Origin of the sequence: Desulfoscipio gibsoniae DSM 7213, from assembly GCF_000233715.2 — a bacterium.
GTDB lineage: Bacteria > Bacillota > Desulfotomaculia > Desulfotomaculales > Desulfallaceae > Sporotomaculum > Sporotomaculum gibsoniae.
In genome coordinates this window covers 1,038,232-1,060,797 of the sequence record NC_021184.1, presented here as the reverse complement: position 1 = coordinate 1,060,797, position 22,566 = coordinate 1,038,232, and the positions used below count along the sequence as shown (strand labels likewise).

Sequence of the window (22,566 nt, the reverse complement as noted above, 5' to 3'; positions counted from 1 at the left end):
GTCCATCCCCCTCAAACTAAACTATCATTAACCAATCCCGGTTTCGAAAGATTGGCCAGGGAGCGAATGCTTTCAGCTATGACCTTGGGCTGTTCGCCTTCAAAGCAAATTTTCCCCCTTACTAGTATGCCTTCGGGGTTCAGTTCATATAAGTATTTTTGATAAGTACCGGGAAATAAAATGACTTCCACCTGTCCAAAGGGGTCTTCCAGCAAAAGAATCAACATATAATCCTTATTTCTGGTGGGTTGCCGCCGGCAGCTGACCACCGTCCCAGCGACCGTAACTCTGTTTCCCGTCCGGAGACCTGTTAGTTGTCCGCTCCTGGTAACCTTATCCCTGTTCATCAGCCGTTGATACCTGGCAAAAGGATGTTCCATGATCGAAATGGATAACAGTTCCCGTTCCAGTCGCCTTTTTTCCTCCCGGGAGTAGTCCGGGACGTCTAATTCGTAATCGATCCCGCAGTCTTCAGCTATCAGGCCGAGATCCATAAGGCTTAGCTGTCCGGCCTTCCTGGTTTTTTGGGCCGCTCTTACGGCTCTTAGGACCCTTTCTGTGTTTGCCAGCAATTGAGGCCGGGTTAAGCCCGGGGAATCAAAGGAGCCTGAGTTGATCAGGTTTTTTAAAACCCTCCTGTTGACCACTCTTGTATCCACCCGGAAACAAAAGTCATAGAAAGAAGTAAACTCCCCTCCCTGTTTTCTGGCTTTCAGTATTTCACGTACGGATTTATAACCAACCCCTTTAATGATGGCCAACCCTACCCGGACGGCTCCCTGATCAACCGTAAAACAGGCTGAACTGCGGTTGATCTCCGGGGGCAAAATCTTGATGCCCCTTCTTTTGGCCTCCTCAACATAGACGGACAGATTGTAGTATCCCGTCTGGCTGCTCAAAAGAGAAGCAAAATATTCTTCCGGATAGTTGGCTTTCAGAAAAGCCGTCTGATAACAAATACACGCATAGGCGGTACTGTGCGCTTTATTAAAACTATACCCCGCAAAACGGGTTAAAAACGCAAAGATTTTCCGTGCTTCTCCCTCACCGAAACCATTGTTCAGACATCCCCGGATAAACTTACTCTCGTGACCTTTCAGAGCCGTTGACTTTTTCGCAACAGCCCGGCGCAATAGATCCGCTTCCCCCATCCGGTACCCGGCCGCAACATTGGCCACTTGCATCACCTGCTCCTGGAATAAAACGATGCCGTACGTATCTGTTAAGACGGGCTCCAGGCTTGAATGCGGGTAAACAACAGGTTCTTCTCCCCGCCGCCTTTTTAAAAAACGTTCCACCATGCCGCTGTCCCAGGGGCCGGGACGGTACAAGGCCAGGAGGGCAATCAGATCCCTTATGTTTGTTGGTTTTAATTTTTTCAACAAGCTTCTCATACCGGAACTTTCCAATTGAAAACAACCCAGGGTCTCGCCATTTTGCAGCAAACGGTAAGCAGCGGGATCGCCGGGAGGTATTTGCTCCGGCGTTAATTGAACGCCCCTGGTATGCGCCACCAGTTTCAGCGTATCGTCGATAATGGTCAGGTTTCTGAGGCCCAGAAGGTCAATTTTAAGCAAGCCCAAAGCTTCGAGACTTTCCGGACCGTATTGGGTGACGATTTCCCCTCCCGAGGCCAGTTGCAGAGGGACTGTTTTGTTAAGACTCTCCCGGCTGATCACGACACCCGCAGGGTGAACGGAGCGATGTCTGACCCTTCCTTCCATACTCCCGGCCTTTTCAATTAAAGTTTGCCAAGGTTCTTCATGGACAGGGATGGTTTTGAACTCGGGTAGGGTGGCAAGAGCATGTTCCAGTCCCCCCTTACCGGAAAAGTGAGGTAAATTTGTTACCACCAGATCAATCATTCGCTGAGGCACGCCCAGGGCTTTCCCCACATCCCGGACGGCCCCCCTGGCTCCCAGGGTGCTGAAGATTCCTATCTGGGCCACATGCCCGGCCCCATATTTTTGATGGATGTAGGAAAACACTTCATCCCTGCGGCGCTGGCACAAATCCAAATCAATATCCGGCAGGTCGGGCCTTTCAGGGTTCAGAAAACGTTCAAAAAAGAGCTGGTTTTCAATGGGATCGATGCTGGTAATCCCAAGGGCATAGGCGACCAAACTTCCACCGGCCGAGCCCCGGCCAGGTCCTACAGGGATCTTCTTTTCCCGGGCAAAGGCTACCAGATCGGCAACAATTAAGAAGTAAGGAGCAAGTTTCATTTCTCCAATGATTTTAAGTTCCCTTTCCAGACGCTGCCGGATTTCCCGAGTCAGGTTTGCATAGCGGCGGTTCAACCCTTGTTGGCAAAGAAAAGCGAGATAGTCTCCATAAGTAACCCCTTCAGGCAGGGGAAAGAAAGGTAAACAGAGAGAGCCAAGAGGTAACTCAAGGTTGCATTCGGCACTGATTTTTATCGTGTTCTCAATGGCTTGCGGAGTTTCCCGGAAAAGACGCCTCATTTCCCGGGCAGATTTCAGATAGAACTCTGCGTTAGTGGGTTTAAGGGGATTCGGGGCCGGGACAGTTTGCAAGTTACCGATGCAGACCAGGAGTTCATGGATTGATGCGTCTTTATGGTCAAGGTAGTGAACATTGTTTGTGGCCACCAAAGGAATCTTCGTTTCCCGGGCCAGTTCCGTCAGTAACCGGTTGCACCTGATTTCCCGGGATAAACCGTGGTTTTGCAGCTCCAGATAAAAATTGCCGGGGCTGAAGATGGCCTGGTATTCCAGGGCTTTTCCCCGGGCCTCGGCATACTTACCATGGAGAAGCAACCGGGGAATCTCTCCCGCCAAACAACCACTCAAGGCTATCAGCCCGCCTGCATGACAAGCGAGCATATTCTTGTCCACCTTTGGTTTATGTTCAAGACCTTTTAAATGAGAACGGCTTACCAACTGAACAAGATTCTCGTAACCGGCATGGTTCTTGGCCAACAGAACTAAGTGAAAGTCTGGAGCGAGGTAAACCTCACAGCCAATAATGGGTTTAATCCCGGCCTGACGCGCCAATTGGTAAAACTCTATGGCCCCATGAAGACCGCCATGGTCTGTGAGGGCAAGTGCAGGCATGGAAAATTCCCCGGCCCGGGAGACCAGTTCCCCCAGTCTGCAGGCGCCGTCCAGGAAACTGTATTCAGAATGGGTATGCAGGTGCACAAAAGTCATAAAAGCCCCCTTTTTAAAGGGAACACAAGTTCCCTGTTGATTATACCTCGAGGTCAGGGCTGGTTAACAGAAGTAAATTATGGCAGGTACCCGCATTTTTGAATGTTGTTAATCAATTTCGTGAAATCTCTCTACCCCGTATGTTGCCTTCTATCTAATATAATGCAAAAATGAGCTTCGTTGATATTGTACTCGGGATTTAATTTAGAATGTTGAATATTTTATTAGTAAACAGTAGACCTCACAGTCATAGTAATAAATTTGCTCCATAATCACTAAATTCAGAAGATACTTCAGGTAAAAATCGGAGTTCATAGTCCTTAAATTTCAGTCACATGAGAGTTCCCAATTGAATAAAAATGATATAAATGCTCACGAATTACCGCTAATAACCCATTGGCTTATTCTTTGAAGTATATCTTAGTGATGCTTGAATTTCAGAATTTACATAAGACCACCTACAGACACATCAATAAAGTCCTTGTCATCAAATTTCTTTATTAATCGTCTTCTAATACCTTCCCTTTCATGGGGGGTAATAATAATCTTTTATGAATTTTCAATTCCCCATTTTTGTATGTCAATTTCAAATTCACCTGCAATTTTATGTATTGAATTAATCACTACTTGATCTTATTAATAAAGCCTGAGTACTTACTTGGCAATTGAATAGCTCAAGTTTTCATGGACACGTAAGCCTAAAACGCAAGCCTAAATGTAAATATTTGTAGACTTTAATAAGTTAGTTGTTTTTTATTAAGGGTTTTTAGCTCGGCAGATAACCATATTCCGGTTATAATAAATGATAAAAAATCCGATAACGGAATCGAAATTAATATACCCATTAGTTGGAAATACTGCGGTAAAATAAGAAGAGCCGGTATTAAAAAAATCACCTGTCTTAACAAAGTCAAAAACATAGCCTGTTTTGGTTTTCCGATAGCTTGAAAATAACCCGTAACAATCATCTGGATACCTATAATAGGTACAAAAATCATAGAAATTCCCATAGCATAGCTTCCTATAGAAATAAATTCCTTATTCTGGCTATTAAACAATGACATAAGCTGTTCAGGAAACACCCTAATAATGATAAATCCCAGTGTTGCAATAACAGTTGCAGCTATAACACCGGATTGTAACGCTTCTTTTACCCTATCAAATTTTTGGGCTCCATAGTTAAATCCAATGATTGGTTGGATACCTTGACTAATTCCGAGTATAGGCAATACTATAAGGAAGATGATACTAAAAATCACTCCCATTGCTGATACCGCTATATCCCCACCGTAATGAACAAGGCTCTTGTTCATAATCATATTAGATAGGCTTAGCGTTAGCTGCATCATAAAGGATGCTGCTCCAATGGCAAGGATTGGTTTTACAATGTCAGAAATGAGCTTAAGGTTTTGTATATGGATTTTTAGAAAACTACTTCCGCCAATGAAATAGTACATAACCCAGGCAGCCGATACTGCCTGGGAAATAATAGTTGCCAGTGCCGCCCCTTTCATTCCCAGGTTAAAACCGAAAATAAATATGGGAGTTAATATCGTATTTAAAATAGCCCCGATTAACATCGTTACCATTGCCTTTTGGGGACTTCCATCAGCCCGGATAGAATAGTTCATACCCAGCCCAAGTACTTGAAATATAGTTCCCAACATAATTATACCCATATAATCTTTTGCATAGGGAAGCACTTCGCTACTTGCTCCGAAGGATCTTAAAATCGGGTTAATAAAAAGCAATCCTGATATTGTTATTATTATCGAAAGCATAATCAACAGCACTATTGCATTTCCAAGTACTCGCTCAGCCACATTAGCTTTCTTCTCGCCAAGTCTGATTGAAATTAGGGAAGCCGCCCCTGTACCAACCAGTGTTGCACATGCCCCCATCACCAGCATAATTGGATACACTATGGTAATACCGGCAATGCCAAGAGATCCGACACCGTTTCCGATAAAAATTCTGTCCACAAAATTATATAGCGCGTTGACAAGTAGGGCAATAACCACAGGTAAAGAGAATTTTAATAATAGCGCCGGTATTTTTTCCTCGCCTAATTGCCCGATATTATCCTCTTTGTTTTCTTTCATAAAAAAACCCCCTCTCTGGTTATATCTAAAACGATACCTGAGATGGAGGATAAAATCCTGAGGTTTTTTACAGTAATCAATTCAAAGTATAGGTACATATAAAAAATGATTTCGAGTTCGCTCATAATCTTTAGTTCGTAATGTAAACATATCAATATCGATTGCATTATTTAACGTTAAATTTGTTACACAGAGCCATCTATACAAATCTTCTCGTATCGTATGAAAGATTAATCCCGTAATGTCCGGATATCTAAATACAGCGAACTTCGAACCTGGAATAATTCTGTCTTCCAAGCTGGAAGTGTCTCCAATGTACTCTTCCGCGGGTATACCGGAAAAACAAGAAACGAGGGGATCATCGCTGATATAAATACGCATAACATTAAACAGCCTTCCGGCAGTACCTTTGATAAAGTATTCCTCTTCAAATTCATATCCCTTGCGGATTGCTTCTTCCAATTCACAGGTAATCTCCGGATGGAAAAGCATTTCCTTTCCCAGGAGTTTTATTTCTTTTATATCCCGGCAGCAGTAGTTAATAATAATATCTCTATTTGCATTTTTAAAATCCCGTTCAACAATATCCAACCTATCCATCAATGAAACCTGAATATTGTCCTTTCTATAGCGGCTCGGGGTAACGCGAAACATTTTTTTAAAATCCCGCGTAAACTGTTCATGGGAATTAAAACCATATTGAAAAGCAATGTCTGTGATGTTACGATCAGTTGCCCTTAATGCAATGGCTGCTTCAGATAACTTTCTTCCTAGAATATATGATTTAACAGTTTGATTGGTCGCTGCCCGAAAGATTCGATAAAAATGCATAGGAGAAATGTAATACCGAAACGCCAGTTCTTCCAAGCACAGCTTTCGGTGCAAATTAAACTCAATATATTGTATGGCATCATTAACTATTTCAATATAGTTCATAAAAGTTCCTCGCACAAGGTTAGTATTACTTAAAATCATATTCAAATGATGGGATTCAGGTCCAGTCGGATTAAAAGCATAAGGGGCCCGGGGATTAACGAGCTTAACAACGCCTCTCAAAGATATGAATTCAAAAACCACCCGGCTTATCAGTTGATAGTGGCTTAATTAAGTCCCTATAAGCAGTATCAGTATCAGTATTGTATAATAATGTTACCTGAAAACGAAAGGGGTTTCCCATTATGGGCACAGAAAAACACTTTGTGGAACGCAACAGTAAGATTCATCTTCCTGCAACTAAAGCCGGCAAGGTGCCCTGTAAACCCCGTCATGTACGCCGCGCTGCGCGCGTTGTACGCCAGCGGCCCAGGTTGCCGCTGGAAGTCAGTGTTAACTGACTTCGACGAATGCATTGGGTATGTACAAACTTTTTTAGGAGGGAATTAAATGGCGAGTATTGGAATAATCACCTGTTCCAACTGCACCGGTGAACTGATAGTATTAACCTTGGAATATAAACAAGAGGGTTGTGCCCAATGCCGTTAATTATCCTAACTCAGAATTAAATATCTACATCCGGGTAGGCGTTTCTCCCCCCCGGTACTTTATGTTAGGATGACGGCTGTGGCATGAATAATGTATTATCGATTAATCCGCCGTGCGCTTAGTGCACGGCTTTTTGCTTGTTTTGTGCTAACCTTTACCTGTAGTTTCTACATGTGTCGCCACAGAATAGCAGAGTTTAAGGTAACTAACCAGGTGCGCTTTTTGCCGGGAAAGGAGGCTGGTGATCAAACCTTGACCATGATTATAACCACAGCGCAAATAAGCAAATTTCAGAACAAAGAAGGTGGTTTCATTGTTTCAGGACCGAACATTCGCTAAAGGGCACTATATCCGGTGCATACTACCTCTTCTGGGGCTTCGGTATGTTCTTCGGCCCGGTGCTGGTGGGTCAGTCTGGGAAATTGCCCAGGGAGAGTACGGGATTCTACATTTTCTCGCTGGCTTTACTGCTGGAGGCAATGCTATTGGCGGCGGTATCAGGCAAGGGTTCCACCAGGTCTGGATTAGGGAGTCAACATACAGTTTGAAATTGAGTAGTAGCTTTTTTCTCTATATAAAAGGCTGCTGTATCAGCTGAATTACAAAGCCAGGGTTTCTGCCCTGGCTTTAATGTTTCCATTCTTTAAGCAGCCTTAGGAACGACAAGCATTTTTTTCTAAAAGAAGGCTTGCTGTTTTTTCCACTTTAGACTTTGATTGCTAAAATCTCATAGCGGTATGTGGTTATGTAATCATCTCCGAAGTGATAAAGGACTTTACTATCTTCCGATAGGTTATTAAGTATTCGAAAGATTTCCTGTTGATTTTTTGGGCTTGTTCCCATTCTGTCAAACCACTGTGGCAGTTTATATTGTTCTTTTAAGAGAGAGGTATATTGTATAGTCAATGGTAATTTATTTAATATATGGTTCCACTGACGTGGCGAATAAGAACATTGGTGTGAACTGTCTCTTAAAAGCTCAATACGATTAATTTCTTTTTCCGTTTCATCCCCATTAAAAACCGAGCAATCAAGTATGTAGAGTTTCCCTCCTGGCTTTAATACCCTACACATTTCGCGAACGGCTTTTTTAACGTCGAAAAAATGATGGGCAGCAAATCTTGAGGCAACAATGTCAAATTGGCCATCAGGAAAATTCAAGTTATGTACATCTTCTATCTGAACCACAATATTGTTTATATCGGATTGTTTTGATGCCACTTCCGCCTCTGCCAACATTTCTGGGGTTATATCAATAGCAACCACCTTATTGACACAACTGGCTAGAGCAATAGCTGTATGCCCTCCTCCGGTTGCAACGTCTAAGGCAATTGCGTCTGACTGCGGTTTTAACAGATTAACCATTCTTTCAAGATCGATCGGATTTCCATGAGTATTACTCAATCTATAGTTTGAAGCTCTTTGCCCAAAATTTTTCCGAACCTCGCTTTGATTGCCCACTAAAATTTCACTTCCTAATATAAAATTATGCTGAAAAAACTTCCATTTCACGATCTAGTGCCACTTATACTTTAGAATAAGCAGCATCACAACTATCTATATAGCCCCTTTTACAAAATAATTAAATTCCTTACTCGTTCCACAAACTTCCAGTTATAGATATTAGTTTTTAGATGATACATTTTTCGCCGTTAAAAGATAAAATGCCAGCATTCACAAGGATGCTGACACTGGTTGATAATATGTTAATTCTCCAAACAGTCTTCTCCAAACAGTCCTAAATTTCCTTTAGTAAATGAAACCTTTTATTATTTTCTATTGCGACCATGAGCTTTAATACACCTAGCATACATCTACTACCCCAACCTGATATAATTCAGGGGGAGATTCAACTCCCCCTGAATTTTAGAACTGCAAAATGCATGACTTAGTTGGCGTTGTACTCCCACTTATAGAAGTGGGAGACTTACGCAAATTAGTCAGGTTAAAAACCCCAGGATAAAGAATATTTTGTTATACTAAAGGATATGACATAAGCTCATCCGATGATTATGCCGCTGCTGCCGTTCACCGTCACAACCTGCCGTCATGTAAAAGCCGGGTGGCTTTACCGGTGGCTACGGGATTCGCTATTCGCGCGCGATGATCGCCGAGTGCAACAGGAACCCCGCCTGAATCCGTCTAAGACATGGTTTAAATGATAATAAAGTGTATACTTTAACTGAAATTTCTTTGATGTTAAATATAGTCTGAATTTGTGAAGTGGGCTATAACCATTGATGGTGAATTGGTAGTTGAGGCTCTGTAATATGGTATACAATTTTACAAATTATTGCTGGTAGGTGGCTGTTTTATGATGGGCGGACATGGTATACATGGAGACGGATTCAAGAAAAAGGTTTTGGGTACGGTTTTGGTGTTAATTTTTTTTGCTTTTTTAGTAGCAGCAGTCAGAATAATAGGAACTGACTATAATCAACTGGGCAATTTTATAAAAGTGTTTACCTTAATCCGGACCCAGTGCATTGAGGAGATAAATACCTCTACTTTGGTCGACGGGACCATTCGGGGTATGGTTAATGCGTTGGGAGACCCGTATTCGGTTTACCTGGATGCGGAAACGTTTAAGCAACTGATGGATGAACAGATTCATGGCTCCTTCGGTGGATTGGGCTTAGTGGTAGGGGTTAAAGACGGCTTACTTACCGTAATGCAAGTTTATGAGGATACGCCGGCTTACGTTAACGGCGTGCAAGCCAGTGACCGAATTATTAAGATCAATGACCGTGACGTACGGGGCATAGACCTGGAAACTGCTGGCGAATTAATGCGAGGCCCGGTAGGGACGCAGATTGAGTTGTATGTTTTGCGCGAGGGCAGACATGAGCCTGTTCAGTTCGAGATTACCAGGGAAGAAATCATTATTCCAACTGTTGAGAGTAAAATGCTGTCGGATTCCCGGATCGGTTATATCATGATCTCCAATTTCACTGAGAAAACTCCAAATGAAATGCTGCAAACACTTGCCGGTTTGCTGGATCAAGGCATGCGTGGAATCATTCTTGACTTGCGGGACAATCCCGGTGGTGAACTGGTTGCTACTACTCAGGTAGCGGATAATTTTGTCCCCAAAGGGCCAATAGTGTATATAGATTATCGTTCCGGTGGTAAGGATGTAAAGAATGCGGACGACAGTTACCTGCAGTTACCCCTGGCAGTGCTGATAAATGAATATAGCGCCAGCGCCGCCGAGATTCTGGCCGGCGCTATTCGAGACACCGAAACCGGCGTTCTAGTCGGTACCACTACATTTGGCAAGGGCATTGTACAGACACTGTTTCCCTTGGACAACGGGGCTGGGTTAAAGCTAACCACCGCACGATATCTGACTCCAAATAAAAATGATATCCACAACAAAGGAATCCAACCCGACATTGTGGTGATAAACAGGGATGATTTACCTGGAGATGAGCAACTCGATCGAGCCGTGCAGTTGATGAAGGAAATGATTAATTCTTAGACGGGTTTTCAAAATGAAGGTTTACCAAATTTATTATATTTTGTACTGCAAGCATTGGTTTGATTGGTTCTCAAAAGTATGCTTTTTAAGCATAAGTCATTAAACGGAATAGCGCGAGATTGGTGCGAAGTTAATAATATACAGTTAGTCAAGGAATAACGATGGGAAAAAACATGCTAATACCAGTGATGTAAAGATGAGAGAGGGGAAAACGTGGATAACAATAACACCGTTTCATTTGATGGGAATTCGATGTTGAGCTTCTGAGCATAGATAAAAAATCGGTACTGCCAATAAAGCCTGTAATTGTTGAAGCTAAAGAAGAGTCACCTGAACAATATTATGGATGGTAATAATTGGAGGGGGGAGAAACCCTTACTTTGTATATAGGGTCAATTCATCAACGTTAATGATTACTTTTGCAGATTTCAGGAAATCTAGTCCTATCAGGCCGTTTACTCTATCCTTTGGATCAATAACGCCAAAATCAACAATCATGCCTTCCAGAGTTATATCACCAATTGATATAGTATCAATTTTCTTTCTCACGGCAGAAACTTCAACTCCTCCAATACCAGACATAACAACCAGTTCGTCACTATCGTCAAATCCAATATCATGTTCATGTAAAAAGTCAGGTAAGATAATACTATGACTGGCACCAGTATCAATAATGACATCATTTATCGTAATTTTCTCACCATGATGAGCAATAACAATATCTGCATATAGTAAACCATTCTTAAATTGCAAGCGATACATTTCAAGAACTCCTTCTAATCCCGATATATTTAACTACCTCAATTGCAATTTGCTCATTTTTGGTGCTATAAACAAACTGTCCTTCTTTGCATAGGGAGAATTCTTTCATGGCTTCCTTTCCATCATTAATAACTTTAATTATAGCTATATCATTAACATGCCTTTTATTGTCAATGGTATTATAATCAAGAACCTCAAATTTAATAAACTTATTTGGATAAAGTTCTCTAACTTCAGCCCACTTCATCATTATCACCCCTAAGAATAAAACTTACTTTCATTATATCAGGATTTATACTATCTCCAAAGGGCTTTTTGTTAAAGTTTTGGCGTTAAGTAATAGCGCTCTATCGCCTTAAGGGCACTGGATTTCCGTAACCCAGCGATTGTATCTTGTTGCATTTGCACAATTCGATAATACTATGGAATATCATTCAAGAATAACCATTTAGGGCAGAGGTTGGCAGGAATAGAAGGTATCTATGGCGAATGATGCGATTTGTTAAGTGTTGATACCTATATAGGACTTCCTTGAGGACAGGAATTAAGAAATTACCGAACTGTAGGTGCGGGAATACGAGGTTGTAGTGCGGCAGGATATTAAGCCGAGGAATGCGTTGGTAAACCTGGCATTCTCCTTTAAATCCAGAATACCGTCCCGGATAATTACTTCCCTTGCCGCCAGACCTACTGTTATTTCAATACTCTCCCTATGCCCCCCTGTATTAACCGGCCTAAGTTCAATCCGGTTATCTGTTAGCACCACCGGATCAACGCCGGCGTCCTTCGCAGGAGAGGTTGGGGAAAAACACTTTTCGGTCCTTTAATAAAACAATCAATGCCAAAAGTAAGGCTAATAAATCCGCAATTGGAAATGACATCCACACACCTTTCAACCCGTATAAATGTGGGAGTGTTAAAACGATAGGAATAAGGAACAAAAGTTGTCTTGACATCGATAACATTAAAGATGTTTTAGCTTTTCCTAATGCTTGATAAAGACCTGTAGTTACCATTTGAAAGCCGATGATTGGTGCTAACAGAAAAATCAATCTTAAAGCATTCGTTCCGTTGGCAATTACGTGATTATCATTAGAGAAAATGTTCATCAATAACTCCGGAATAACCATCGGTACAACCCAAACAATGGAGGCTATAATCGTTGATACGTTAACCCTAGTTTAAAGGTTTGTGTAACTCTTCCCTGTAATTTAGCGCCATAATTATAGCCAATGATCGGCTGCATTCCTTGCACAATCCCAGTAATAGGCAGATAGGCAAAAGCCATAACCCGGTTAATAATACCAAAAACGGCAATATGAATTTCGCTGCCAAAGATCAACAGCATCCAGTTAACAGAAACCACCATCAAGCTGGAGGACGACATCATAATAAACGAAGGTAAGCCAATTAAAATAATCTCTTGAATAACTTTAAAGTCGGGTATAAATCCAATCCATTTTAAAATACAGAACCCAATAAGATTATAAATATGTAATCTTTAGCATACGGTAAAATGTTATCAGTAGCACCAAAAGTTCTTAATAATGGATGTGACCTCCTCCCCTCTAAAGTGAGGGGCATCCAAGTTAACCCAAGATAGTCAACTTAGAGCCGGGAGCTTTTTTCAGCATCCCAGAGATTTCCGCATTGCTACGGCACATACCTTTCGATATGGCCCGGCCACAAGAGGCAATAACTTTTAGGTTTAGCCAACCTTCTTATAGGCCACATACCACTGACCACTTAGGGTACGGCTATATATCTTCTTCTTGCGATAGTCCCTGTAGTTCACTTTCGGCCTGTAGAAGCTGGTTAATAAGTTATTCAGCAGGTTGATTGCGGCGTTATCGTCCCTACCTAGCACCATAGCGCATTTGGGGCATTTGTAGGTGCGTATCGTGGGCTTGAGTTTCTGCCGGTTGCCGCAATTAGAGCACGTCTGGGTGCTATACCGTTCGTCGGCTTTGTGAGTATACTTACCGCGGCTTTCTGTCTTATAGCCGAGGTAGCCGAGGAACTTCTTATGGGGCCAGTTATTCTGTACGGCACGGTTGATACGTTGGTTGCCTTTACCTTTGGCCGGGTCGCTTGATGCCATCCCCAGTTTGTTGGGATTACCAACGGAAATAATATCGTGACGGCTGTTAGCCAGTAGTTTTGCTGTGGCGTGCAGGGTACCGTTTATCTGGCCAGCGCGACGCTGATAAAGTGTGCTTAGTGCTTTTTTTAGTCTCCTCCAGCGCCGGGAACCTTTCTTGCACCGGTCGAGTTTGGATTTTACGAGGTCGATTTCTTTGTCGAAGTACCTGGTGCTGCGATTAACGGTAGAGTGTACCTCTATAAGGCACCCGCTGTCGGTGGCCCCGGTCAGGAACGTCTTAACGCCGGGGTCAAAGGCGACAACCTTTAGGGGACGTTCGCTGCCCAGCTTGGCAGGGGTTATTTCATACACCAGGTTGGCATAATATTTGCCCTTCTCGTAGGAGATGGTCAGACTATGGATATTGTCCGGCAGGTTACGGTAGCCTTCGATCTTGATGCGTTCTTTATGCTGACGACGCTTTGTTTTGCCTTTGCTGGTTTTATAAGACTCCATGCCGCCGGAAACTACCAAATATTCATCGTCCAGCTCAAAACCGCTTTGAATATAGGGTAGCGTAAAGTATTTAAGTGCACTTTTGAACCGGGGTGGCCTGGCAGTAACCTCATCGCCGTTTAGCCGCTGGTTTTTTAAACGGCCCCAGAATGAACGATAGTCTTTGTTAACTAGTCTCAGGACCTCTTGGGCGACCAGGCTGTAAAGTTGTTTGAAGCAAGGGAACGCTTTTTTTAACTCTACCAGTTGACTGTTCTGGTAAGTATAACTTAGGCTTTGGGCGGTGCCGTGCTGCCGGTAAAAGTGCCACCTGCGCTGTTGCAGGGCGATATTATACAGCTTTGTGGCGGCCATACTCATTTGCCAGAGCCACTGTTCCTGTTTTGGGGTCGGTGAAAGGACGACCTTCTCAGTGAGCAGCACCGGCTTCACCGCCTTCCTTTTGGGTTTCGATATAGCGCTGGATAGTCTCTTTGGACATGTCACCGGCGGTACCCACGTAATAGGACGGGTTCCACAGGTGACCGCCCCATAGTTTCTTCTTTAGTTCCGGGCGCTGGGTGAATAGCATTCTGGCACTGGCTCCTTTGAGTATTTTAGCAATTACCGCCGGGGCTATTTTCGGGGGCGCGGATAGGAAAATATGCACATGATCCGGCATCACCTCCATTGTGATTAGCTCATATCCGTGCCCCTCGCAAAGGTCAATGATAACCGCCTTTAGGGTTTCTTCGATGGGCGGTGTTAGCGCTTTTTTGCGATACTTGGTTGACCATACAAAGTGATAGTTGATGTTGTAAACTGCTGTGCCTGTTGACTTCCAAGTTTGGTTTTTCATACCATTATTATATCACAGCAAACCTATGTTTGCGAGGGGAAATTGCCGGGCTTACGCCCGGACGAGGGGGTCCGTGTATCCCCTCAATGAATTGAGGGGATACACGGACCCCCTCGTGCTCCCCCAAGTTTCTAAAAGAAAATATTCACCAAAAGTTCGCAGTTATGGATCAAAGAATCGTATGGTATGGGAGCATCAATCTTTTAAGCTATGGGAGTGCTGCTGATTGTTTACCCTCAACCATGGGATATCTTACCCTGACTTCACCGTACAATACCTTTGCGCCAGGAACCGGGGCGGCGCTATCCAAGTTATGGTCACCGACTCGATTAGTCTAGGGCAATACCCCATTTCAGCCGTGTCCTTGCGGTAATGCTATATATATGTCTGAAGCATACTGCTATTACCAAATATTTCTTGACAACTAATTCAATAAGGTATATATATAACACGATCTGGGGTCGAATTTAAAGTTTCATAGCCGTTTTACCATTCGCTACACAAAGACCCTGCCCTCATCACCATCCACTGTTATTTTTTGTCCGTCTTTAATAACCTTCATAATACCTGGAATGTTAACTACTGCTGGAATGCCGTATTCCCTGGCTACAATAGCGCCGTGGGACATAAATCCGCCGGTTTCCATAACCACTGCGCAGGCTTTTAAAAATAACGGAGTCCAGGCCGGGTCGGTGGACGGTGCCACCAGTACATCGCCCGGTTGCAATTCGGTTCCTTCAGCGGGGTGATTGATCAAGCACGCAGCGCCGGAGGCTTTCCCTGCGGCAACCGCCACCCCCTGCAGGCCGCTGTCTAAATTGAGAGTAACCGGCTCTGTATACCTGGGTGTTTCACCAAAAATGATATCCGGCGGGGAAATGGATTCCATTTTATTCATTAGAGCCTTTCTTCTAACAATTAGTTCCTTTAGCCCGGCACCGTCCCATGCGCCGGTTAACACTGAGAATAATTCCGGCCAGGTGCAGAAAAAGATATCTGCCTGTTCTGCTATAATCCCCCTTAAACAAAAACGGGAGCCCAACTCCAAAGCCATTATCCGGTATACGTTAATGGCCTTTACCACCACCGATTTAGTCATTTCCCGCACCGCGGCCCCGGCCTGAGCCTCCCCGACCCACTTTTCGATGGAAGAGTGCTCGTTTACGGGCACGTTATTTTTAATTTCCCGCCAGACTTGCTCATATTTATCCTTTTGTCCCGCCCTAAGTTTTCCAAAGTCGGCGGTGTCGATAGTGCTGCGGATAACGTCCAGCAGGTAAGTAGGATCTTCCTGCCACCTGGGGTTCCTTATGTCCAGTTCATAGACGGCCCGGTGCCCGAATTCATTGAGAAACTCCCGGAAGGCCTGCTTGAAGGGAGAATCCTCGGGCAGCTGTTCCTCCCATGTAAGCGGTTTAAAAACAGTAGCGTTAAAAAATCCGGCAGCATCATTGTCCCGGCGGGCCAATTCGGCCAGTTCCACCAGCCTGTAACCGTGGTCCGCGCTGGTTATGCCCGCGTCACTGCCCACCATCAAAGCATTGAAAGCCATGGCGGCCCTGTGGCCCAAATATTGGGTGAGAACCGTAAACAGCGAACTCACTGCCGAAGCGCCTGTGCCGCTCAAAAATCTAAATTCACGGGCATACTCCTTAACCAACCGACCTAATTCATTATAAATATTAATGAATTCCGTGTCCTGCCATTGCCCGAAATCTTTTTCGATTAGTATTTTGACGGAGTGCAATACACGACTAAATGTTTCCGGAGCATTCTTCACGGCCTCATCCATCAACAGACCGCTTTTTTGCAATCGCTCCAGTCTTTTCATGCCTGTGTCTCCTTGATACGGTTCGGGCTCCTTGATCTCTATTTCCGGCTGGTGGCCTCCCCAAAAGCTATTAACATCCCGGGGCAATATGCCCATGGAATCGTACCAGGCCCACTGCAAAGCAGCAATATTGGCATAAAGCCTACCATTAAAAAATTTGGAAAACCTGAAGCCTTGGGGCAGTTGGTACCCGATGCGAGTATAAGAGGCTTCGTGGATGGTGTCTATCATATCGATGGATAACCGGCGGTTCAGAGGTGACTGGACCATAGGCACGGCATCCCGGTAATTACCGTTGGACCAGATATCCGGCTGATCTTTTATGGCGGCAAAGGTGTTGCGGGGCAGGGCTGTCACCGGCCTGGCCTGAACCAAAACAAAATTGCGGCCGTCAAAGACCCATTCCACATCCTGGTGCTGCTCACCGTCTCCCAGGGCGTCAAGCACCCTCAGAAGGAGTAGGCCTAGTTCTTCAATTTCCTTGTCGGACAATACCTGCCGGCGGGATAATTGTTCATCATGTACAAATTGAGTCCCCCATTCCTTATTTGGGGACATTCCTCGACCCTCAAGTGATGACCCCAAAGCAGAGGTGTGTCCCCATTCCTTTTTGAGAATGGTTACCCCTTCCTTGCGCCCGGTTTTACGTTCAATTAGCCCGGGTACTGCTTTCCAAGGCAAAGCATCCAGATAATAGGTATCCGGTTCCACAGCTCCGGTTACCACCGATTCGCCCAGGCCAAAATTAGCGCTGACCACTAAAACGTCCTGGCGGCCCGACCGGGGATCACAGGTGAAACCTACACCGGCGGCCCGTGCCTCAACCATGGCCATGATTACCACCGCCATGGCTGTATCATTGTCGCTGATATTTATTTTTCTTCGATAGGCCACAGCCCGGGGTGACCACAAAGAGGCATAACATTCTTTTACTGCCGTCAGTATATTGTCCAGGCCGTGTACATTCAAAAATGATTCATGAATACCGGCAAAGGAGGCCAGCGCTGAATCTTCGGCCGCTGCCGATGATCTCACGGCCAATGACTTATCTGCCAGGTCCGGGCTTTTCAGCAGGTTGATTATTTCTGCTGTGACATGTTGGGGCACGGCACCGCCCCGTATTTTATTTCTTAATTCGGTTAACCTGTCCTGGCTTTCAGTTTCATTTAGGTTTGCCGCAGTTACTGACGAGGCAATGTTTTGCACCAGTTCCTGAAGTCCATTGAAGCTCATAAATTCCGCGTAAGCCCGGGTAGTTAGAACTCCACCCGCGGGAATACTAAAGCCGTACCTGGCCAGACGCCCCAGGTTCCATCCTTTGCCACCGGCATGCCGGGCACCGAAGTGAAAAGCTTCCGCCCAATTTAAAAAACATTTTGTTACGGACTGTGTCACTTTGTCAACCTCCTTTGGAATGATAGGATTGTTGAAATACTTAAAGGCTTTTATCCTTTTGTTTGGTCAGCGTTTTTTCTGTTAGTTGCCCCGTTCAAAAAAAGGTCTATAACCCCGGCCATTTTCCGGCGGAGTTCAAACTTGGACATATCCTTCAACCAATCCAATACCACGGCACTCCGGAGAATATCTATTTGTGTGGCCAGTACACTCACTGGGAAATCACGCCTAATTTCACCGTTTTCCTGACCCAGGCGTATAATTTCTGAAACAATACTCCGGGTGCCTTTCTCGGCACTTTCATCTTTTGATCCCCGACACATATTTTTCATGCGATAACCCAGGCAGATTCCTGTAAACTCCGGGTTATTTTCCACCCACTGGTAGGCTTTATCCAGCGCGGCCATTAAGCGGGATCTGGTATCAGGCAGTTTTTTTATGGATTCCATTGTTTTACCGGCAAGTTCGCTGGATATGTCCCGCATATACTCGTCAACAATGGCCTCCTTGACAGGAAAATGATTATAAAGGGTTTTCCTGGCAATGTCAGCCTTTTCCGCTATTTGCTCCATGGTTGTATTATCGAACCCCTGCCGCCGGAATAAATCCAGGGCTGTTGTAATAATCTTCCGCCGCGTTTCCTTTTTCTTTCGTTCAAGCCTGCTCTCGCCGGGCCTATCTACTGGCTCCATTTGACGACCTCCTGCTATTGGTTTTTAAAAATAAAGAAAAACCGTTAATATACAAAGTGCATTAATATACAATGTGTAAATACATTTATATTTTCTACTAAATTTATTGCTATGTCAATAGGTAAAATGATCCCAAGACATCCATTACTACTATACATATTTTACAAATATATCATGTACGGTTATAAAATAATCAATAAATGCACGTATGTCACCAATTCAATTTTGTTCATTCATTCGTCGAGCAATTGACAGCTATGGTCTTGACATATTTTATAAATAGAATATAATTTTATTGAATAAAATCTCAATCAATAAAAAAGGAGTATATATGTCTCCAAGAAATAAAGAGCTAAATGAGGAAATCAAGGATGCGCGCAGAGAACAAATACTCTCTAATGCATTAAAGTTGTTTGCGAGAAAGGGACTTGCTGCAACGAAAATAACAGATATTTCTACTGCTTCTAATATTTCACAGGGTCTTTTATATCATTATTACAAGTCTAAAGAGCAAATTTTTGTTGAACTTCTTCGAGACGCATATGACAAGATGATCGCGGCTGCACTGGTTTTAGAAAGCCTTCCGTTAAGCCCCCTCGAAAAAATCAAAATGGCAATAGAAAAGCTCCTTCAAGGATTTGATGAAAATAAGGATACTGCATATTATTATCTGCTTATTAATCAAGCGTCTATATTTGAAGCCATACCAGATGAGGCTAAAGAGATTGTCAAAGGCAGATTTTTGCTATACGACGTAATTACCCGGATTATAACTGACGGTCAGAAAGATGGTACATTCAAAAAATACGATGCGAAGGATATGGCCGTGGTTTTCTGGACATCGTTAAACGGCCTCGCAATATATAATGCAGTACAAGGTGAGAAGTTTAAAGCTCCGGATGCTAATATACTTATTGGCATGTTTATCGAAAAAGTTTCGCCAACAAATTAAAGATATTTTGAGGGTTTGCGAAAAAGACAAATAGAAAAGATAGGTAAATAAAAAATACCAAGTCTACATAGCCATCCGTTGGCTTTTGTGTTGAGACATAAACATTTAAAAATTCAAGCCATACGAAGTTATTGAGCAGTACGTTGATCTTTGTATTATGGGATTAAGCATGAGCCTAAGTAGAGTCTGATAATATTATAAAGGAGTGATTATAGATGGCATTTGCTAAGGTTAATAACATCAATTTTCATTATGAAATCCGAGGAACGGGTCCCAGAGTCCTGTTTATCAACGGTTTTGGAGCTGATCTGAAGAACCCCCCCAGAATTTTCGATACCCCTCTCCCACAGCAGTTTACCGTGCTCGCTTTCGATCCCAGGGGACTCGGGGAATCGGACAGCCCAACCATACCATGCACTATTGCCGATATGGCAGATGATGCTGCCGGTTTAGCATCAGCCGTTGGTTGGGACCGGTATCATGTATTCGGTGCCTCGATGGGAGGGATGGTAGCTCAGGAACTGATTCTTCGGCATCCCGTTGTGGTTCAAAAGCTTATTCTCGGCGTAACCAATGCAGGAGGTAAAAATGCAGGGCCTGTACTAGTGGATAAACTTGATAAAATGTCCACTTTGGAACAGCTTAGGCTATCCGATACCAGGCAGGACGAAGCTTGGGCCGCTGCCCATCCGGAAATGGTTAGGCAATTCAAAGCAAGGTTCCTGGCCGTCAGAGAAGCCTGGCAGGACAATCCAGCACATATTAGGGGCTACAACAACCAGATAAACGCCGTGTTAAAGCACAACTCCTATGACCGTTTGCCTCAGATAACTGCTTCGACCCTCGTTTTTGGCGGTCGCTATGACGGTTGCTGCCCGCCTGAGATAATACGAGCGCTGGCTGACCAAATACCGGGCGCTCGCTACGAGTTACTCGAAGCCGGACACGGCAGTTGGTTCGTTGACCCTACGGTCTGGGAGATGATCACCAATTTTCTCCTTGACTAAAAACGGATGAATAAACCGATCCTTGTACGCTCATGTACTAGAGCCAGGAATAACCGAATACCTCCTAATTTTATAAAGATAATTCTTACGGCTTATGTAAGTGCGAATGGAGTAAGACTTAAATGACGATAATATCTGGTTACATAATTAGTGAACAAATTTATGAAAATAATCATTTAAGAATCTTTCGTGGTCATACGATTCAGGACCAGTCACCGGTTATCATTAAGGTGCTCAAAAAGGAAATTGCCAACCCAGTTGATATATTTAATCGACGATCCGGCTATCCGTTACCTGCTTTTGATCGGTACGTACAGGGATAACGAAGTCACAGGGACGCACCCGCTGCCGGCAATCCTGACGGAGCTGCAAAAAGCGGAGATACCTGTGCGGCATATTTCCCTAACGCCCCTTGGTCCGGCCCAAACCGGCCAATTCATCGCCAGATCCCTGCATTGTTCAACATTGGAAACGCCCTTGCATTACAGGCAGGGGTGTTTTTTTATTAAAAACCTTTCTCAGTCACCTGTTCGGGTGATGTTTTTTTAAAAATACAGCTGTATGAGTGAACCTGTATAGATCAATCACTCCCTTATATAATATAAGGTGCATCTTATGGAAGGAGTTGGACAATTGGTCGATACCGGTTTGATTAAACGTTGTCAACAGGGAGAGGGAGAAGCTTTTGATGAATTGTATCAAACATATGCGACAAAAGCCCTGCGAACAGCCTATTTACTGGTTGGCAATAAAAACATTGCCGAGGATATCATGCAGGAGGCATTCTTTGAATGCTACCGCGATATCAAGAAACTGCGCACTCCGGAATTGTTTCAGGTTTGGTTCAACCGGCTCCTGGTAAGGATAAGCTGGCGTATGGCCTCAAGAGAAAGAAAAGTAATTTATGAAAGCCTTAATGCTAATGACATGGAACGCCTGCCGGACCGGCAGGATGTACTTGAGGTTGTGGAAGCGAATCAGGAAAGTCAGGTAATACGTCAGGCGATTAACAAGCTGAGCATTCCCTTGAGGACTACAATGATTCTCTATTACTACAATGATATGTCTGTTAAAGAAATATCACAAATAATGAATTGTTTCCAGGGTACGGTAAAATCCAGGCTGCTTAACGGTAGAAAAAAGCTGGCCAGAGAATTGAAAAGCAAGCCCGGTAATTTATCTATTAGAATGATGCCGGGATGTTTGAAAAAGGAGAGTGTAACCCATGAATAAACAAGCGCAGCTTGAAAAATCCATAAAAGCGGCTTTGCTGCAAGGAGTTGAAACCCTTGAGGCAGACATGAATTGCCTGAAAAAAATTAAATACAGAATAAATACTGAAAAGGAAGGTAGAAAGGAAAGAATTATGAAAAGAATAAATGATCATTTTTACGACCTGAAATCCAAGGTTAAAAGGCCTGCCGTTCTGGTTTGCAGCATTGCCGTGGCAGCTGTTTTAATGTGTACTTTTATCCAGCCTGTCAGGGTGCTCGCCCAGGAGGGAATCAACAAAATTGCTTCAATGGTTTATGTAGTGGTAAAAGAAGAAAGCGGTAAATACGAAATGGCACAGGTTTCAGCCGAAGATGTGTATATAGGTTATTGTGAAGGCAATACCACTGTTTTAAATGATAAAGAACTTGCAAAAGAAGTCGGGTTTGATTTTAATGCACCACAAGCACTGGAAGGCGGATATGAGTTGGCTGACAATAGTGTTATCCAGGTAGACGGATCGGATAAAAAAGAAATTTCCAAGCTTTACCGGAAAGAAAAATCCAGACTTGTTTTGAGCATTACCGATCAGAACTATTTACTGCAGGTTGCCAAAGAAAACGGAGACAACAGAAAAGAAGTGCAGGTGGAAAATAATACATTGTACTATTGTGAACGCCCCCTGCCTGTATACCCCATTATTGAGAAGAATGGAGTTAAAACAAACGATGTCACCCAGAAGCCGACAGGGATCAAAGTCATTCATTCACTGACCTGGGAATACAATGGAGTTTACTACAAATTGGATGATATGGGAGATGGCATACCGCTGGATGAACTGAAAAATGCGGCTAAATCGGTCATCAGTTATCAGATTGCAACACCATAAAAAGTTAAATTGAATTTTGCACAAGTCAGCAACACCCCCGGATTTCGGGGGTGTTGCGTTAGTTAATTAAAGCCATCGACTGCTTAATCATATACGGCTCTTGGCTCCGGAGAAAAGCAATCGAATCGCTGGGATCTTTGCGGTTGGGTTG

20 protein-coding genes are annotated in these 22,566 nt (G+C 43.7%); 7 read left to right on the top strand and 13 right to left on the bottom strand.

The genetic code is table 11. From position 1 onward, the window contains the following. Positions 1-11 precede the first annotated feature (11 nt). The 3 genes from dnaE to DESGI_RS04875 form a co-directional block, all read right to left on the bottom strand. Positions 12-3,173, bottom strand: a complete 3,162-nt coding sequence (gene dnaE / locus DESGI_RS04885) for a DNA polymerase III subunit alpha (RefSeq protein ID WP_006521226.1) — start codon at positions 3,171-3,173, stop codon at positions 12-14. Between the two features lie 734 nt (positions 3,174-3,907). Continuing rightward, positions 3,908-5,275, bottom strand: coding sequence for an MATE family efflux transporter (locus tag DESGI_RS04880; protein WP_006521225.1), 1,368 nt, complete (start codon positions 5,273-5,275; stop codon positions 3,908-3,910). An 81-nt stretch (positions 5,276-5,356) separates the two neighbouring features. After that, positions 5,357-6,211 (bottom strand): helix-turn-helix domain-containing protein, encoded by an 855-nt coding sequence (locus tag DESGI_RS04875; RefSeq protein WP_006521224.1) that lies wholly within the window; start codon positions 6,209-6,211, stop codon positions 5,357-5,359. A gap of 929 nt (positions 6,212-7,140) precedes the next feature. On the opposite strand from DESGI_RS04875, the gene DESGI_RS24360 reads away from it, so the two are divergent. Continuing rightward, the gene (locus DESGI_RS24360) at positions 7,141-7,305 is read left to right on the top strand and encodes a hypothetical protein (RefSeq protein WP_157872727.1); all 165 of its coding nucleotides are present in this window, start codon (positions 7,141-7,143) and stop codon (positions 7,303-7,305) included. Between the two features lie 157 nt (positions 7,306-7,462). On the opposite strand, the gene DESGI_RS04865 is transcribed toward DESGI_RS24360, so the two are convergent. Beyond that, positions 7,463-8,218 carry a class I SAM-dependent methyltransferase gene (locus DESGI_RS04865; protein WP_006521221.1) on the bottom strand — a complete coding sequence of 252 codons (756 nt, stop codon included), beginning with the start codon at positions 8,216-8,218 and terminating at the stop codon, positions 7,463-7,465. 853 nt (positions 8,219-9,071) lie between these two features. On the opposite strand from DESGI_RS04865, the gene DESGI_RS04860 reads away from it, so the two are divergent. Then, positions 9,072-10,238: a S41 family peptidase gene (locus DESGI_RS04860; RefSeq protein ID WP_006521220.1), complete on the top strand. Its 1,167-nt coding sequence runs from the start codon at positions 9,072-9,074 to the stop codon at positions 10,236-10,238. Positions 10,239-10,613: 375 nt separating this feature from the next. Here the strand turns inward: DESGI_RS04860 and DESGI_RS04855 are convergent, their stop codons facing one another. The 9 genes from DESGI_RS04855 to DESGI_RS04820 form a co-directional block, all read right to left on the bottom strand. Beyond that, positions 10,614-11,000 carry a retropepsin-like aspartic protease gene (locus DESGI_RS04855; protein ID WP_006521219.1) on the bottom strand — a complete coding sequence of 129 codons (387 nt, stop codon included), beginning with the start codon at positions 10,998-11,000 and terminating at the stop codon, positions 10,614-10,616. Position 11,001: 1 nt separating this feature from the next. Then, the gene (locus DESGI_RS04850) at positions 11,002-11,247 is read right to left on the bottom strand and encodes a hypothetical protein (RefSeq protein ID WP_041284776.1); all 246 of its coding nucleotides are present in this window, start codon (positions 11,245-11,247) and stop codon (positions 11,002-11,004) included. A gap of 297 nt (positions 11,248-11,544) precedes the next feature. Beyond that, positions 11,545-11,766 carry a hypothetical protein gene (locus DESGI_RS04845; RefSeq protein WP_041284775.1) on the bottom strand — a complete coding sequence of 74 codons (222 nt, stop codon included), beginning with the start codon at positions 11,764-11,766 and terminating at the stop codon, positions 11,545-11,547. Positions 11,767-11,770: 4 nt separating this feature from the next. Then, complete coding sequence (locus DESGI_RS26020; RefSeq protein WP_083939764.1) at positions 11,771-12,130, bottom strand: MATE family efflux transporter; 360 nt, start codon at positions 12,128-12,130, stop codon at positions 11,771-11,773. Between the two features lie 23 nt (positions 12,131-12,153). Beyond that, positions 12,154-12,390, bottom strand: coding sequence for an MATE family efflux transporter (locus tag DESGI_RS26015; protein WP_083939763.1), 237 nt, complete (start codon positions 12,388-12,390; stop codon positions 12,154-12,156). Positions 12,391-12,708: 318 nt separating this feature from the next. Then, positions 12,709-14,022, bottom strand: a complete 1,314-nt coding sequence (locus DESGI_RS04835) for an RNA-guided endonuclease InsQ/TnpB family protein (protein ID WP_015617919.1) — start codon at positions 14,020-14,022, stop codon at positions 12,709-12,711. Next, the gene (gene tnpA, locus DESGI_RS04830) at positions 14,009-14,437 is read right to left on the bottom strand and encodes an IS200/IS605 family transposase (RefSeq protein WP_015617918.1); all 429 of its coding nucleotides are present in this window, start codon (positions 14,435-14,437) and stop codon (positions 14,009-14,011) included. The genes DESGI_RS04835 and tnpA overlap by 14 nt, the downstream gene beginning before the upstream one ends. A gap of 496 nt (positions 14,438-14,933) precedes the next feature. Continuing rightward, entirely contained in the window at positions 14,934-17,663 is a 2,730-nt protein-coding gene (locus DESGI_RS04825) for a PEP/pyruvate-binding domain-containing protein (protein ID WP_006521214.1), read from the bottom strand. Positions 17,664-17,713: 50 nt separating this feature from the next. Next, entirely contained in the window at positions 17,714-18,355 is a 642-nt protein-coding gene (locus DESGI_RS04820) for a TetR/AcrR family transcriptional regulator (protein WP_006521213.1), read from the bottom strand. 331 nt (positions 18,356-18,686) lie between these two features. Between DESGI_RS04820 and DESGI_RS04815 the strand changes: the two genes are divergently transcribed. The 5 genes from DESGI_RS04815 to DESGI_RS04795 all read left to right on the top strand — a co-directional run bounded on the left by DESGI_RS04815 (position 18,687) and on the right by DESGI_RS04795 (position 22,415). After that, positions 18,687-19,307 carry a TetR/AcrR family transcriptional regulator gene (locus tag DESGI_RS04815; protein WP_006521212.1) on the top strand — a complete coding sequence of 207 codons (621 nt, stop codon included), beginning with the start codon at positions 18,687-18,689 and terminating at the stop codon, positions 19,305-19,307. A gap of 215 nt (positions 19,308-19,522) precedes the next feature. After that, positions 19,523-20,314: an alpha/beta fold hydrolase gene (locus DESGI_RS04810; protein ID WP_006521211.1), complete on the top strand. Its 792-nt coding sequence runs from the start codon at positions 19,523-19,525 to the stop codon at positions 20,312-20,314. Positions 20,315-20,560: 246 nt separating this feature from the next. Further along, positions 20,561-20,863, top strand: coding sequence for a hypothetical protein (locus DESGI_RS04805; protein ID WP_041284774.1), 303 nt, complete (start codon positions 20,561-20,563; stop codon positions 20,861-20,863). A 66-nt stretch (positions 20,864-20,929) separates the two neighbouring features. Continuing rightward, a complete protein-coding gene (locus tag DESGI_RS04800; protein WP_245561151.1) occupies positions 20,930-21,547 on the top strand; it encodes an RNA polymerase sigma factor in 618 nt (205 codons plus the stop codon). Beyond that, positions 21,540-22,415, top strand: coding sequence for a hypothetical protein (locus tag DESGI_RS04795; protein WP_006521208.1), 876 nt, complete (start codon positions 21,540-21,542; stop codon positions 22,413-22,415). Before DESGI_RS04800 ends, DESGI_RS04795 begins: the two co-directional genes overlap by 8 nt. Positions 22,416-22,566 lie beyond the last annotated feature (151 nt).

Excerpts from the sequence above, each read along its gene's own strand:
- dnaE (WP_006521226.1), bottom strand. The coding sequence starts at position 3,173 with ATGACTTTTGTGCACCTGCATACCCATTCTGAATACAGTTTCCTGGAC.
- DESGI_RS04880 (WP_006521225.1), bottom strand. The coding sequence starts at position 5,275 with ATGAAAGAAAACAAAGAGGATAATATCGGGCAATTAGGCGAGGAAAAA.
- DESGI_RS04875 (WP_006521224.1), bottom strand. The coding sequence starts at position 6,211 with ATGAACTATATTGAAATAGTTAATGATGCCATACAATATATTGAGTTT.
- DESGI_RS24360 (WP_157872727.1), top strand. The coding sequence starts at position 7,141 with ATGTTCTTCGGCCCGGTGCTGGTGGGTCAGTCTGGGAAATTGCCCAGG.
- DESGI_RS04860 (WP_006521220.1), top strand. The coding sequence starts at position 9,072 with ATGATGGGCGGACATGGTATACATGGAGACGGATTCAAGAAAAAGGTT.
- DESGI_RS04855 (WP_006521219.1), bottom strand. The coding sequence starts at position 11,000 with ATGTATCGCTTGCAATTTAAGAATGGTTTACTATATGCAGATATTGTT.
- DESGI_RS04850 (WP_041284776.1), bottom strand. The coding sequence starts at position 11,247 with ATGAAGTGGGCTGAAGTTAGAGAACTTTATCCAAATAAGTTTATTAAA.
- DESGI_RS26020 (WP_083939764.1), bottom strand. The coding sequence starts at position 12,130 with ATGGTTATTCCGGAGTTATTGATGAACATTTTCTCTAATGATAATCAC.
- DESGI_RS26015 (WP_083939763.1), bottom strand. The coding sequence starts at position 12,390 with ATGATGTCGTCCTCCAGCTTGATGGTGGTTTCTGTTAACTGGATGCTG.
- tnpA (WP_015617918.1), bottom strand. The coding sequence starts at position 14,437 with ATGAAAAACCAAACTTGGAAGTCAACAGGCACAGCAGTTTACAACATC.
- DESGI_RS04820 (WP_006521213.1), bottom strand. The coding sequence starts at position 18,355 with ATGGAGCCAGTAGATAGGCCCGGCGAGAGCAGGCTTGAACGAAAGAAA.
- DESGI_RS04815 (WP_006521212.1), top strand. The coding sequence starts at position 18,687 with ATGTCTCCAAGAAATAAAGAGCTAAATGAGGAAATCAAGGATGCGCGC.
- DESGI_RS04810 (WP_006521211.1), top strand. The coding sequence starts at position 19,523 with ATGGCATTTGCTAAGGTTAATAACATCAATTTTCATTATGAAATCCGA.
- DESGI_RS04800 (WP_245561151.1), top strand. The coding sequence starts at position 20,930 with ATGGAAGGAGTTGGACAATTGGTCGATACCGGTTTGATTAAACGTTGT.
- DESGI_RS04795 (WP_006521208.1), top strand. The coding sequence starts at position 21,540 with ATGAATAAACAAGCGCAGCTTGAAAAATCCATAAAAGCGGCTTTGCTG.